The following is a 13,206-nucleotide window of genomic DNA, read 5'->3' as shown; positions in this document are numbered from 1 at the left end:
CCTAAGGCTGCAACAGGTTGTTCTCGACGACGACTGGACCGTATTTTCCCGCGGTGCCGGACAGGATGACCGTGTAACCGGAGCGGCGTTTCAGATCGATCGTGAATGGCGGGGCAAGGGCCCTGCCGTCCTTGCGGATCTCGAAGGCGAGCGACAGCGGTGCGCGCAAGGCGACATCCTTGCTGGATCCGGAAGGGACCGCTTCGACGGCCGCAACCTTGGCTGCCGGCACGAACAGATCGACGCCGTCCAGATCGCTGAGGTTGTAGAGGTAGACCTGGGCCTTCGCCGGGTCATTCTTCACGTCATCCTTGAAGACCCTAGCGCCAGAGGCAGTGACGGCGAGGGTGTAGAAACTGCCGGGCTCGACATCGACCCGGCTGCTGCGGGTTCCGGCAGATATCTCGACTTTTCCCGGCTCGACATTCACATAGGGAGAAATGCCCTGCTGCGAATTGACCGACGTTCCGCCGATGACGCTTGCCGGTGCCTCGAGGCTGACCACGCGAACGAAAGACGCCATGGGATCCATGACCTTTCCGTAGAGTCCGGCGTCCTGTGCCTCAGCCTGTCCGACTACGGACAGACACAGCAACAAGAGGCAAGCCCGTCCAAAATGGTTGGTCATTTCAGTTTTCCTCCTGGGGGCTAGCACTGCAGATGACGACGTCCGCGCGACCCGGCGACAGGTCGTCAAAGGCGATCTGTAGCGTTTTGATCGGCTTCATCCGGCCGTCGAGGGCGAAGAAGTAGCGTCCGCTCGAACTTGCCCTGAGCGGTCGAACGATCCGGGTCTCGATGGATTCGCCATCTTCCATAGCCAGTCGCAACAGGGCCTGACGGCTCGCCTGATTGCCGGCATAGGCGGAAATGACGGCGGAGCTAGAAAGTGCGCCTCGATCGACGGAGAGGCTCAGCACATTGCCTTCTATTTCAGGCCCCTGGGTAATCGGCACGGCGTTGCAATTGCTTGCGGCCGCGGCGGTCAGTTCCTTTAGCGGTGCGTCACCATATTTCCCAAGGTTATTGTAGACGGGATTTTCCCAGATGAGAAAGCGGGGTCGGCTTTCGAGGAATGCCGACGACGTCATGTAGGCGGTGATCGAACCGAACTGGTTGCCGCCTGACAGGGCATAGTTTTCAACCGCCGAGCTGAGCTCTTGCGACAGGAAACCGGCGAAGTTCGCCGAAGGGAGGTCGGAAAAACTCGTCCCGACCAGCACTGCCTTTCCACTTGTCTCAGCACCGCCAAATATGTCCTGGCCGGACGCATCGTCCCTGACAATCTCGACCGTTTCGAAAGCATCCATTTCGGCGGCCGGGAGCGAAGACAGGCACGAGGCCTGAAGCCGACGCCGCATGGTCGATATGATTGCCTGTCGGCCGCTGCTGTGGGTCTCGAACGAGGCCGTCTTCAGTGCGTCGGATCCCGGCAATTGCCGAATGACGGAGGCAACCTCGCTGGCGGCGGCTGCGGCGCCCCAGGCGGTCCAGTGGAAGTCGGCCTTGATGAAGGGTGGGTGGGCGGTGCCTGTGTCGCGAAGGGCCGGCAGGATGTCGACCGTTACGACACCTTGCTGGCGCAGCTTTCTAAGGAGCTCCTGGTGGGCTGCGACCGCGATGTCGTAGTCGAAGCCGAGCTCGGCTGCCCGATCGGGTAGATACTGGGGCAACACCAGACTCTTAGGTGGGATCGGAACATAGACAAGCGTCGTGCCGGCGGCCTCGAGGGCATGCGCGAGCCGGCCCAGTTCGACGGCCGTGTGATCGGAGAGTTGATGCTGCATCCTGATATCGGACAGGATGCGGAAAAAATAGCCTTCGCTGCCTTCGATGGAGGCGACCAGGGCGTTTTGCTCAAGGCCGGCACAGCCGAAGTCCGAGGCCCGCGCGGCGTTGCCGATGAGGGCGCCGGCGTCGATCAGCAAGGTTACACAGAGAAGGCCCAGTGTACGCCTTCGTATTCCTTCCCTTATCATGGCGTGCCCTCCGGCGTTGCTGTGGAGGTGGTGTTCAGGCCGCTGAGAAGGCTGGCGGCAACGCTTCGGGTTTTCAGATCTTGGGCTGATGCTGCGATCTGCAGGTAGGTCTCGATTTTCTTGCGGTGGATGCTCCTACCATCGACCAGGGACAGAAGAGCCATGGCTTCCTGCAGCGCGGCATCTGTATTGCCCTGATCGGCAGCGCTCGCACGCATTGCCGCAAGCTTGCTGTCGCTGTCGACAAAGGGGCGCCCGCGTCCATAGAGCCTCAGAAGGCCTTCCGCCGCTGCAATGTCGCCTTTGGCGGCGTGACGTTCGAGTGTGCGTTCGGCCGCATCTATCCGCACGGGATTGGTCGTCTGGCCGTCAATGCGGCCAAGCAGGGCGATCAGTGGCTTGACGGCGCCCGAACGACCCGTTGATGCCGCAATGGTGAAATAGTGAATGGCATCACCGGCCAGACCCGGCTCGCCGTAGAGCTGTTTCGCGACCATCATCGCCGCCAGTCCGTCGCCGCGATCCGCCAGCAGCTGAAGCTGGCGATAGCTTGCCGCCCGGTGTGACACCATCCGCTTGCGGATGAGGCGAAGGTCAGCGCTCGGCAACTGATCCGTGCGGGTTATTCCGCGCACGAAGCCGGCGGAAATCTTCTGTTCCGCCGCGGTCTCAAAGGCGCACAGGCTTGCGACGAGACCAAGAACGGCGATCCGGTGAAGTCGCACAGGGGGTAGGGCTTTTCGCTGCTCAACCATTCTCGTTCTCCCTGTTTCCTTGAGGGATGGTTTCGTTCCAGAGTTCCGGATCCGTCAGATAGCGGATCGGGAACTCCCAGATCACCGTCTGCGGCAGTGAATCCGACTGCTCGAGCGACGCGATGAAATCGCGCATGGGGACGACGGGGCCCTGGCCGATCAGGGATGCGTTGGCGACGTCGAGCCCGGACCAGAATGAAAGGAACGCGGCAAAGGACCATACTTCGTTGGCGCTATAGCTTGTCCCTACCAGCGTGACCGGTATGCTGCTCGAGGCACCGAAGATATCGAGCTCCGCTTGAGCGGTTTCCCGCCGTTCGGCGATGAAGGGCGTGACATCCTCGTCGGCGAGCCCGATGAGGTCTGCAAAGGCGCCGCCGGTTACGAACCGCACCAGATCACCTTCGACCTTGCGGGCGGGAGCGGTCACCAATTCGAATTCCTCGCCGCCGCCGCCGAGCGCCTCTTGGACCACCGCCTTGGCTACGACGGCAGCGCCTGCGGGTGTCCAGTGGGTGTCTGTCCTCAGGTACACCTGACTGTCGGCGCGGGCCGTGAGCAGGGCGTCTCTCGAATCGACCGTCGCGATGTCGACTTGCCGAAGCCTGTCCAGCAGGTCGTCGTAAAGGCCAGCCACAGTGGCAGCGCTACTGCCGGCTTGGAGTTCGTCGCTGTAGATATCGGTCTTGGCCGGGAGAGGCACGAAGATCAGGCGGATCCCGCGCATGGCGAGCCTGTGGGAGACATCCTCGATGCCGATCACGGCGCGATCGATCACGGCCTGACGGTCAAAGCCCTGGCGAAACTCCTCGTCAGTGAAGAGATAGCCCTCCTTGCCGGCGATAACGCCTGGGCGCCCCTCGTGGAACAGGAGGTACCGACCAGCCCCCACCAGATGCGCTGCCAGCTGGTTGTGCGGAAGGCCCTTCCTATAGAGTGTCTCCACCCTGGCCGTCAGGCTGCCATGAAACAGGGCGGAAAGGTTCGCCTTTGTCGGAGGCACAAGGAAATGCCATCTGGCTGGCAGGCCCACATTTGAAGCGACGGCATATCCGAACAGCCCTGCCGGCAGCAGGAGTCTTGCAATCATCGATGCGTCCAGCCTTTGCATCCAAGATCTCCTAGAACTGGAAGTAGAGAAAGGGTGAGTAGGTGCCGTCGGCAAGCTTGAGGACCGTCACGGTTGCGAGAAGAAGCATGGCCAGTGGCGTGACAAGGGACTGCCGTGCGGCCACGCTGCCATCGGACGGGATGGTCCAGCTCGCGTCGCCTTGCAGTCCATCACGCAGTCTGGGCTCAATGCAGACCAGCACGGCGGCGATTGCCATCGTGGCTGTAGCCTCCCGTGTGAACGATATCGCCATGGCAGGCGAGATGCCCCAGCCGTTGAAACCGAGCATTCCGGCATAGAGGGCGAAGGCCCTCGACATGTCGTCGGAGCGGAAGGCGACCCATCCAATGAGAACCAACAGCAGGGTGAGCGGGAGTGCATACCAGTAACAGGCGGCGCGCCTGTCCCAGCCGGTGGCGCGTTCGACGGCAAGCAGGCTGCCATGCCAGGTGCCCCACACGACAAAGGTCCAGTTCGCGCCGTGCCATAAACCGCCGAGCATCATGACGATGAGCAAGTTCACATAGGTACGGACCCCGCCGAGACGGCTGCCGCCGAGCGGGATGTAGAGATAATCGCGCAGCCAAGTGGAAAGACTGATGTGCCAGCGGCGCCAGAACTCCGTGATGCTTCGGCTGATATATGGCGCGTCAAAATTCCGGACGAACTGGAACCCGATCATCAGACCAAGTCCGCAAGCCATGTTGCTGTAGCCGGAGAAATCGAAGTAGAGCTGCAGCATATAGGCGATGGCGCCCAGCCAGGCTTCGTCGGCGGTCGGGGCGTCGGCGGCAAAAACGGCATTGGCCAGCGGTGCGATGGAGTCGGCGATCAGCACTTTCTTGGCAAGGCCGACTACGAACAGGGCCGTACCGTCGGCGAACTTCTCGAGGCTGTGCTCACGATAGCGAAACTGATCGGCCAGATCGCGAAACCGAAGGATCGGACCGGCGATCAACTGTGGGAACAGTGCCTTGAAGGCGGCCAGATCGATAAAGCTGCAGGTCGCCGGGGTGTCGCGCCGATAGACGTCGATCAGATAGCTCACGGACTGGAAGATATAGAAGGAGATGCCGATCGGCAGGATCAGCCGCCAGTGGAAGCCGAGTGCTTCCGGCGTGGTTCCCAGCAGCGTGGCGATGCTGTCAACGAAGAAATTCAGGTATTTGAACACGGCAAGGACAAGCAGGCAGCCGCCGATGCCGACCGTGAGATGCCATCGGGCCCGGGGACTCTCGAGATTACGCTCGATCAGCCGCGCAAAGACGTAGACCCAGACCGTCGTGGCAAACAGAAGGCCGAGGAAATCGACCCGCCACCAGGCGTAAAAGAGGTAGGAGCCGATGACGATCGTATAGGATCTCAAATGGGTCGGCGTCAGATAATAGGCCGCGAGAAACGACGGCAGGAAGAGGAATAGGAAGATTTCGGATGAGAATACCATGTCAGCCGCCAGCCTTGCTGTAGCAGGATGAAAGGGCGAAAGCGGAAAATTGGGCCTGGTCGACCGTTGCGGCTTCGGCATTGGAGGCGAAGGTGAAGAGCGATCCGCGCCCTGCCTGAGCGGCCGTGAGATAACGCCCCGTCTTGTCGACGATCGAGCCGGAGAACAATCTTGGCCATTGTTCGGAGAAATCATTGCCGTTCAGCTTGAGATCACCACGGCCGTCGGCGCGGATGCCGACCTGATTGCGGCGGAAGTGGTTTTCCGACACCAGGCTGGCCGCTTCGCCACGCTGTCCCTGGAGGGAGAGTCCCGTCCGGTTGCCGGTCAGGGTGTTGCGCGCTACCGTCGCGGCGAAACTGTCTGTGATGGCAACCCCGCTTACCCCGCTTGTCTTTATCAGGTTGCTGAGGATCTCGATGCAGGCGCTGCCACGAACGGCGATGCCGGATTTGCCGCTGGAATCGACGCTGTTGTTAGCGATACGGGCGAGGACCGTGCCGGTATCGACAAAAATACCGTGTCCGGCATTGTCACCAAGAATATTGCCTGTGATTTCGAGCGATGAACTGCCCCGGCTAAGCTTGAGACCATGGCCGAGCGAACCGATTACGATATTGTCGCGAATCTGGATGTCCGCCGATGCGATCAGCGCAAGCGCTGTCCTGCCGCTGTCTTCGAAGCTGTTCCTCGCTATCCTTGCATGGCTTGCCTTGATCAGCACCAATCCGTTGACGTGGGAGAAGCGATTGGCGTGCACATCCACCACATCGCCGGCCACAGGCAGGCCTCGGCCGATAAAGGCCAGGCCCGCGGTTTCCGGCTCCTCGCCGAAGCCGAGGCTTGAAAAGCTGCTATTGCTCATCCGGGCGCTGGCGCCCGACGCCGTCAGGATGAACGGGCGATATGCGCCGCTGGCCAGGCCGCTAACCGAGGCGCCGTTGATGTCAAGCGTTCCGGCATTGACGATGAATGCGCCTTGGCTTCCATCCAGAAGGAGGGTTTCGCCCTTTGCAATCCGCAGGCTGGCACCGTGCCAGATGATCAACGGCGAGCGCAGCCGATAACCGTCCGGCAGCTTCACCAGTCCTGTCTCCGGCTGGAGAGCTAGGAGCTCTTTGAGGCTCAGCGTCCCGCTCTCCACCACAATCGCCTTCCTCGTCATGGGCACATAGGCCGAGATCTCGGCGAGGAAGCCTTTGCCGGCCGTGGCGGTCAGAACCGGCAGGAGAAGGCCGATCGCCGATTTGCTGACCCTTTGCTGCGAGACGCCTGTCGGCTCCAGACGGCCCGATATGGCGGGCTCTCCCGCACCGGCGGGGGCTGTCGGTAAAAAGATCGCGATGAGCGCCAGGATGAGGACGGCTCTAGGCATAGTCGTCCGCTCCGATGGCCTGCACAAGCCCGCCAAGCGGTGCAACGGTGAGCGGGACGGCAATTGGCACCCCGACGGATCCGGTCATTTGCGCAGACAAGGGGTTGGTCGATTGCAGCCCGACCTCGCAGGTAATCTCGATCAGTTCCGCTGGCAGATCCGAATAGTTGCTGACCAGCGCGAAATCACTGCTGAGGAACATCTCGGCATTGCCGGCATGGACGGGCATCCCCATCGCGCCGGATTTGAGGTGAACCGATCCCGCAAGCACGGTGACGATGTGGCTGCGGTGCCTGCCGCCGACTATCCGGGCCTGTTTGCCGGGATCGATGGTCATCAGGTTCATGGAAAAGCCCGTGCCCGAATGCATGGGCTTCAGGCTTCCCCAATCCGTCTGTTGTCGCCGGTGCGAGGTCGCTTCGGATCGCCGCGAGGCAATGAGTTTCTCGACGATCTTCTTGACATCCTGGGCCTGCTTTTTCGATACGACCAAAAGGGCATCGTCGGTATCAACGATGATCACGTCGCTCATGCCGACGACCGCTACCAGGCGATCACCACCACGCACCAGGGATTCGGTGGTGTCATGCAGCATGACATCGCCCGATGTGACATTGCCGCTTTTGCATTTGGCTCCAATCGCATGTAGCGCGCTCCAGGCGCCGACGTCGTCCCAGCCGATGTTGGCCGGCGCAAGGGCTATATCGGCGGTGCGTTCGAATACGGCCTTTTCCGTTGGCAGGCTGACGGCATTGGCGAAATGGGGTGCCGAAAGGACGATGCCGTGGTGATCGTCGAGGGGCATGGCCGCGTTGGTCGCAGCGAGCACGGCCTCGTAGGTCTGCGGATCATGCCTGCGGTATTCGGCGACGATCTTGTCGGCGCGAAACATGCTGATACCCGATGCCCAATAGGCGAAGCCAGTTTCGAACAGGGAGCGGGCAATCGGCAGTTCCGGCTTTTCGACGAAACGTTCGACACGATGGAGGCCGGCATAGTTATCGAACGCTCCCCCATCCATGATGTAGCCGTAACCGGTTTCCGGGAAAGTCGGCCGGATGCCGAAGGTCACGATGAATCCATCATGGGCGGCCTTGTGCATGGTCAGGACAAGGGCGTTGAGATCGCCATCGATAACGTGGTCCGATGGCAGCACGATCAGAACGGCGTCCGGGTCCGCTCCGCCGACATGCAGGGCTGCAGCGAGAACGGCCGGGCCGGTGTTGCGGGCTAAGGGTTCGGCGATGATGTGCGCCTTGCACTGGACCTCGTGGAGTTGCCGAGCCGCGACCTTCAGGTGACGAGTGGCGACGGAGACGATCGGATTGGCAAAGAAGCCTCCGCGGTGGCGCTGGATCGTTTCTTGGAAAAATGTCAGCGATCCGACGCCGTTGATCGGCTGGAACTGCTTTGGCTGTTCTTCGCGTGACAGGGGCCAAAGCCTCGTACCGGAGCCGCCGCAAAGGATGAGCGGATAGATCTTAGATGTCGTTGTCATGGGCCAAGGCTCCGAACAGGTTGGACAGATGGGCGATGACGGACGCGCGCGCAGCAGCGAGAAAGGAAAGCCAGGAAGGTGTGGTGTCGATCGTCACGGTGATCGGCTTTCCTGCATTGCTGACAGCCAAGGGGGGCTCTGAATTCATCAGCACGGTGACCGCGGTTGCCGGATCGGCGTCGTTGGCATGGGGCAGAATCCTTAGGTAAGTTGCGGCCTGCGATGCGCCGTCTGCCGTTGTTACCGTCAGGCGCGCATCATCGCGCAACGCCTTGAGATCCTCGGCGGAGAAGCGGGCCTCGACGACAAGCCCGGCGGAGGGCGCGGCAAGACTGACAATCGGTTCGCCCATCAGCACGGTATCGGCACTGCCGGTCAGCTGTTGTTTCACCTCGCAATTGCACGGCATGACAGCGGTCACCGCACTGCCAGTGGAGGTGATGATCGTGTAGAGCGGTTCCCCCTTTTCGGCGGCTTCTGCCAGGAAGGACAACTGGCCCGAGGTGGTCGCTCTCAGCACAGGCCCGTCCCACACAGCAAAGGCTGGACCCTGCAACTCATGCAGGAACAACCTGTCGGAAAGCAGTGCCGAGGCGGCGAACACGAAGAGGGCCGTCGCCGCCGTGGTCGCCAACAGGCCGGTGGTCCTGGCGAGCACTCGGTGCACCACTCCGGGCCTTGAATAGCGCTCGGACCGTGAAGACGCCTTGGGCAGGCGAGCCCGGGCCTGAAGCATGTCGTGAAGATTGATCACGTCTCCGGCAAGCCATGCATTGAGGATGTAGCGCAGTTGCGGCATGTGGGGACCGGCCGGCTCGGAAAAGGCGAGGGTGATCTCGCCCGTATCGTTGTTGACGGCGGCGAAGGTGACTGCGACCGGAAGGGAGAAGAGGAACTGGCCGAAATCAAAGCGAAAGCTTGCCATGCGCTCGCCCTGGGCAAGGCCGAAGGCGGCCAGACCCGAGACGCGGGCCTCGACCAAGGAAATGGAGATCCCCTCATAGGAGCGCCCGTCAACGACCGCTGTGAACGGGATGCTCATCGCGGGGTGTTCGTTGCCCTCATGGAAGTCCGAGACAAGGCGGCCCTGGCTGGACGAGAGGTCCCCCCGATCCCGGTCGATTTCGTCGTGCATAGACATGGTTCTTCCTTTTCTTACGGGCTCAACTCAGAGCGAAGGCCGCGAGCAGAAGCCAGGCGGTGGCGAGGGCATGCAGATAGGATGACGAGAGATTCTTGAGATGGGTCGGGAGAGGTGGTCGCGTTGTGTGCCGCGTGCCGGATTGCCGGGTCCACTTTTGCCGGTCGAGCCGGAACAGCACGTAGGTCTTGACGGCCGCACCGACAACCTGACTGAAGTAGAGGAGAAACGGGTAGCTTATGGGAAATGCGGGGAGAAAACTGACCATGGCCAGGCAATAGACATATCGGGTGGCCAGAACCCAGGCGATATAGGCCGGTAGGATGACGGGGTCGATCAATGCCGCCGCGGCCATGACGGTGGCGGGACCGAGAAGCGTGGTCCACATGGAGATCCGCTGGTCGAGAAGCGACCACCAGGTGAAGGCGCCGATCCGGCGGGGGCCGAGCGCGAGCGCACGGCCATTGGTGCGCAGCATATTGCCGAACCAGCGAACCATGAGCGTCACGGCGGACGGGACGAAACCGGGTTTCGGCTGGGTCTCCATCGAAAGGCTGGCGACATCGGGCAGATAGAGCATCAGCCAGCCGTTGCGCAGCAACCAGAACCAGGTGGACTTGTCGTCTCCGGTGAGAAAGGTCACCCGGCCCAGGCGCCAGTGTTCGAGGCTGTCGTGCTCGACACAGCGGATGAAATCGCCGTTGCAGGCAAGGTTTGCCCTGAAGACCGACATGCGTCCCGTCAGCGTGAGGATCCGGCGCGAGAGCCCCATGGACGACATCATCATCTGGCGCTGGGTGAAGCGAAGATTGAACCAGTGGCGGAACAGACGCCCCTGGCTGACCTCACAGCGCTCGTCGGTGGTCAGCGCTCCGACGCCCGGCTCGGTGAAATAGGGGGCCGTGCGTTCGACGATGTCGATGGGCGGACAGCTGTCGCCATCAACGAGGATCACGATGTCGCGTTCGCCTGGACATTGCCCGGCGATCAGGCGAAGCGAGGTTGCCAGCGCATCGCGCTTGCCGGTGCCGGGGATGCGATCGATGATCAGCCGTGTCTTTTCCGCCATCCCGGGCGTCAGTTCGTAGAGCCGGCGGATCAGGCGCTCGTCCGCGGCCTCGACCACGGAGGCAATGATGGTGGCATCCCCGCGGGATGCCTTGGCGGCTGCGAAGACCGACCGATAGACCCGGGTCGAAATTTCCGGTTCGATCTTGAAACTCGTCACGAGGAAGAAGGCATGGGCGGGGATGGTCTGCTGGCGATAGCGCGCCTCTGCGGCTTTCCGCCTTTCTGGATGAACGAGGCGGATAAAGACATGCGCGCGCACGAAGTTGACGAGGCCCCAGCCATAGCGCCAGGCACCGATCAGCCCGACGGTCGCGGCAAGACCCGCATGGGCCGACAATTGCTGGAGAGGCAGAATCAAGACGAGAAGTGCCAGTGCCGAAAGATAGAGCGCATGTCCTAGCATCGGCCCTCTCCTACCAGCAGATGCCTTCATAGTGGCCGTTGGACCGCAGTCCGGCCCGTAGCCGAGCGAGGTCGACGAAGGATTTCTCGCTCATCGCATCCGAAAGCGGATTGATCGTCTCTTCATAACGATTGCCAAGGAGGATCACGTCCGATTGGTCGATCAACTCGCCGATGCCCTCGACCAGCCGGTCCTTCAGATCCGGAATGGCATTGTTGCCGCGACCCGAGCCTGTCATGTGATGATTGTAGGCTTCCCGGACGCTCGGATCGTAGATCTTGAGTTCATATCCCTTAGCGATCAGACGGGCGGCAAGATCGGCCAGCGGGCTTTCGCGCAGATCATCCGTGCCGGCCTTGAAGCTGACACCGACCAAGCCGACGGAGCGGCCTCCGGTATTCTCCACCATGGCTTCGGCGCGTTCGATCTGGCGGGCATTGGCCAGCAGGACCGCGTCGAGCAGCGGCGTGCTGGTCGACTTGGCGCCTGCCAGATGGCGTAACGCTCTGACGTCCTTGGGAAGGCAGGAGCCACCAAAGGCAAAGCCCGGCCTCATGAAATACGGCGACATGTTCACCTTGCCGTCGGAACACAGCACCCGCATGACCTGCTGACCGTCAATGCCAAGTGATTTGGCGATATTGCCGATTTCATTGGCAAAGCTAATCTTGGTCGCGCGCCAAGAATTGCTGGTGTACTTGATCATTTCGGCGGTCGAAAGCGAGACGACGTTGATCTCGCAGGGAAGATCGCGATTGATCGCCTTCAGCATGTCGAGTGTCGGCTCGTCGAGGGCGCCGAAGACGATCAGGCCTGGATTGTAATTATCCTCGATGGCGGTGCTTTCGCGCAGGAATTCCGGATAATAGCCGACGCCAAAGTCCACGCCGGCAATGCGCCCTGAGGCTTCCTCGAGAAGCGGAATGCAGACCGCTTCCATGGTGCCCGGCACGATGGTCGAGCGGATGACGACCGAATGGAAGCCGTCCTTCAGGGCGATTTCCTTGCCGATCTGGATGCAGGCCTGCTTGACATAGGCGAGCCCGATGGAACCGTCGGGATCGCTCGGAGTGCCAACGCAGACGAAGGACATGTCGGTCGTGCGAATGGCTTCGGCAACATCCAGTGTTGCGCTCAGCCGGCCCAGGTCGACGGTCTTCTTGATGAGCGTATCGAGACCAGCCTCGACGATGGGTGTTTCGCCGCCGTTGACCTTGTCGACTTTCGTGGGGTCGACATCGACCGCCACCACAGTGTGGCCGTCATTGGCCAGACAGGCTGCCGACACCACGCCGACATAACCAATTCCGAAAATGCTGATGTTTGCCATTTGGATTCCCCGTCTGAAGTCCCCTGGATGACGATCTGGGATGCGGCTCTCTTTCGCAGCCCGTTTCGTTAGGCCCAGCTTATGTCCGGGAAAAACCCTTGCAAGTCAGGAAAAAGAGAAAAAGTTCCGAAATAGGACGTTTTTCTGAATTAAGAACAGGGAGTATCCTGCCTCGAAAAATACAACGAGACCATAAATCTAATATTGTTCAATAATGATCAGTTTATCAGAACGGAAAACCACCCTCTGTTGCATCCATATTTTACGATTGCCACGCGTGAAGTGAGTGAAAGTTTTGCAGATGCACGGGATTTGTATGTTTCTACCGTCTTTGTGCTTATTTTTAGCTCTGCGGCGATTTCCTTGGTGCTGAAGCCGAAGGCGAAGAGTTTCAGCACCAGCTCTTCCCTCAGGCTCAGTTGACCACCTGTCGTCTCCCCCGGACTCAAGAGCGGCGCGCCGTTGAGAGCGGCGTAGAAGGAGCGGATGTTGGGCTCCCGGATTAGGGTGAAGATCCGCCGGCTGATATAGTTTCCGGCGCCACCGATGATCGTGGCGGCGCGAGATAACTCCGTCGCCACGTCGGATTCGAGGATGATGTTGTGGATGCCGGCATCGTACATGGCCGGGACTTGGTCGATCAGGTCGTCCTTGACGACGTAGAGCACAGCCGCCTGGCTGCGAACCGCCTTGAGGCCGCGTATGACGACGCGACCATCGAATTCGGAAATATCGTTGCGGATTCCGACGACGACAATATTTGGCAGTGTGCGCACCAAAAAGTCGTTAAGCTTCTCGAATTCCATGATTTCGTCGACAACGATCGCAACGCGGCTTAGAGCGACATTGTCGCGTATTTTTCTTACTGTTTCTTTGTCGGCTCCAATCGTGGCTAGACGGAGCTTGTCGTGATTGTCCATGAAAGTTCCCCATGAAATGCGAAACTTTCCCCCCAAGACCATAATGATCGGCGCTTCAGACCCCTTGGCGCCGTCATCGTGCAGGATTTTACTTACCTGCATTTAAAAGAGAGCAGGATCTATGCTGCCGTCTTCATGGAAAATGTCAATTTTTTTTTGCAGTGCGGCACGGTTTTGCT

11 protein-coding genes are annotated in these 13,206 nt (G+C 60.5%); all 11 read right to left on the bottom strand.

Annotation, left to right across the window (positions count from 1 at the left end):
* Position 1: 1 nt before the first annotated feature.
* Positions 2 to 628: an alginate O-acetyltransferase AlgF gene (locus tag DYZ14_RS21040; protein WP_154722513.1), complete on the bottom strand. Its 627-nt coding sequence runs from the start codon at positions 626 to 628 to the stop codon at positions 2 to 4.
* 1 nt (position 629) lies between these two features.
* Positions 630 to 1,979 carry an alginate O-acetyltransferase AlgX-related protein gene (locus DYZ14_RS21035; RefSeq protein WP_154722512.1) on the bottom strand — a complete coding sequence of 450 codons (1,350 nt, stop codon included), beginning with the start codon at positions 1,977 to 1,979 and terminating at the stop codon, positions 630 to 632.
* Positions 1,976 to 2,734: a hypothetical protein gene (locus tag DYZ14_RS21030; protein ID WP_154722511.1), complete on the bottom strand. Its 759-nt coding sequence runs from the start codon at positions 2,732 to 2,734 to the stop codon at positions 1,976 to 1,978. Before DYZ14_RS21030 ends, DYZ14_RS21035 begins: the two co-directional genes overlap by 4 nt.
* Positions 2,727 to 3,845, bottom strand: coding sequence for an alginate O-acetyltransferase AlgX-related protein (locus DYZ14_RS21025; protein ID WP_154722510.1), 1,119 nt, complete (start codon positions 3,843 to 3,845; stop codon positions 2,727 to 2,729). The genes DYZ14_RS21030 and DYZ14_RS21025 overlap by 8 nt, the downstream gene beginning before the upstream one ends.
* 10 nt (positions 3,846 to 3,855) lie before the next feature.
* Positions 3,856 to 5,289 carry an MBOAT family O-acyltransferase gene (locus tag DYZ14_RS21020; protein ID WP_154722509.1) on the bottom strand — a complete coding sequence of 478 codons (1,434 nt, stop codon included), beginning with the start codon at positions 5,287 to 5,289 and terminating at the stop codon, positions 3,856 to 3,858.
* A 1-nt stretch (position 5,290) separates the two neighbouring features.
* A complete protein-coding gene (locus tag DYZ14_RS21015; RefSeq protein WP_154722508.1) occupies positions 5,291 to 6,664 on the bottom strand; it encodes a right-handed parallel beta-helix repeat-containing protein in 1,374 nt (457 codons plus the stop codon).
* Positions 6,657 to 8,162 (bottom strand): mannose-1-phosphate guanylyltransferase/mannose-6-phosphate isomerase, encoded by a 1,506-nt coding sequence (locus DYZ14_RS21010; protein ID WP_154722507.1) that lies wholly within the window; start codon positions 8,160 to 8,162, stop codon positions 6,657 to 6,659. The genes DYZ14_RS21015 and DYZ14_RS21010 overlap by 8 nt, the downstream gene beginning before the upstream one ends.
* Positions 8,146 to 9,303, bottom strand: coding sequence for a hypothetical protein (locus DYZ14_RS21005; RefSeq protein ID WP_154722506.1), 1,158 nt, complete (start codon positions 9,301 to 9,303; stop codon positions 8,146 to 8,148). Before DYZ14_RS21005 ends, DYZ14_RS21010 begins: the two co-directional genes overlap by 17 nt.
* Before the next feature lie 22 nt (positions 9,304 to 9,325).
* Positions 9,326 to 10,777: a glycosyltransferase gene (locus DYZ14_RS21000; protein WP_154722505.1), complete on the bottom strand. Its 1,452-nt coding sequence runs from the start codon at positions 10,775 to 10,777 to the stop codon at positions 9,326 to 9,328.
* Between the two features lie 10 nt (positions 10,778 to 10,787).
* Positions 10,788 to 12,107, bottom strand: coding sequence for a nucleotide sugar dehydrogenase (locus DYZ14_RS20995; protein WP_154722504.1), 1,320 nt, complete (start codon positions 12,105 to 12,107; stop codon positions 10,788 to 10,790).
* 218 nt (positions 12,108 to 12,325) lie between these two features.
* Positions 12,326 to 13,027 carry a helix-turn-helix transcriptional regulator gene (locus tag DYZ14_RS20990; protein ID WP_195950064.1) on the bottom strand — a complete coding sequence of 234 codons (702 nt, stop codon included), beginning with the start codon at positions 13,025 to 13,027 and terminating at the stop codon, positions 12,326 to 12,328.
* Positions 13,028 to 13,206: the final 179 nt, after the last annotated feature.

Origin of the sequence: Ciceribacter sp. T2.26MG-112.2, from assembly GCF_900492205.1 — a bacterium.
GTDB classification, from domain to species: domain Bacteria; phylum Pseudomonadota; class Alphaproteobacteria; order Rhizobiales; family Rhizobiaceae; genus Allorhizobium; species Allorhizobium naphthalenivorans_A.
Note: the sequence above shows the minus strand (reverse complement) of the source record. Positions and strands in the feature narration are given on the sequence as shown.

Coding starts and splice junctions, on each gene's coding strand:
- DYZ14_RS21040 (WP_154722513.1), bottom strand. CDS start 628: ATGACCAACCATTTTGGACGGGCTTGCCTCTTGTTGCTGTGTCTGTCC.
- DYZ14_RS21035 (WP_154722512.1), bottom strand. CDS start 1,979: ATGATAAGGGAAGGAATACGAAGGCGTACACTGGGCCTTCTCTGTGTA.
- DYZ14_RS21030 (WP_154722511.1), bottom strand. CDS start 2,734: ATGGTTGAGCAGCGAAAAGCCCTACCCCCTGTGCGACTTCACCGGATC.
- DYZ14_RS21025 (WP_154722510.1), bottom strand. CDS start 3,845: ATGCAAAGGCTGGACGCATCGATGATTGCAAGACTCCTGCTGCCGGCA.
- DYZ14_RS21020 (WP_154722509.1), bottom strand. CDS start 5,289: ATGGTATTCTCATCCGAAATCTTCCTATTCCTCTTCCTGCCGTCGTTT.
- DYZ14_RS21015 (WP_154722508.1), bottom strand. CDS start 6,664: ATGCCTAGAGCCGTCCTCATCCTGGCGCTCATCGCGATCTTTTTACCG.
- DYZ14_RS21010 (WP_154722507.1), bottom strand. CDS start 8,162: ATGACAACGACATCTAAGATCTATCCGCTCATCCTTTGCGGCGGCTCC.
- DYZ14_RS21005 (WP_154722506.1), bottom strand. CDS start 9,303: ATGTCTATGCACGACGAAATCGACCGGGATCGGGGGGACCTCTCGTCC.
- DYZ14_RS21000 (WP_154722505.1), bottom strand. CDS start 10,777: ATGCTAGGACATGCGCTCTATCTTTCGGCACTGGCACTTCTCGTCTTG.
- DYZ14_RS20995 (WP_154722504.1), bottom strand. CDS start 12,107: ATGGCAAACATCAGCATTTTCGGAATTGGTTATGTCGGCGTGGTGTCG.
- DYZ14_RS20990 (WP_195950064.1), bottom strand. CDS start 13,027: ATGGACAATCACGACAAGCTCCGTCTAGCCACGATTGGAGCCGACAAA.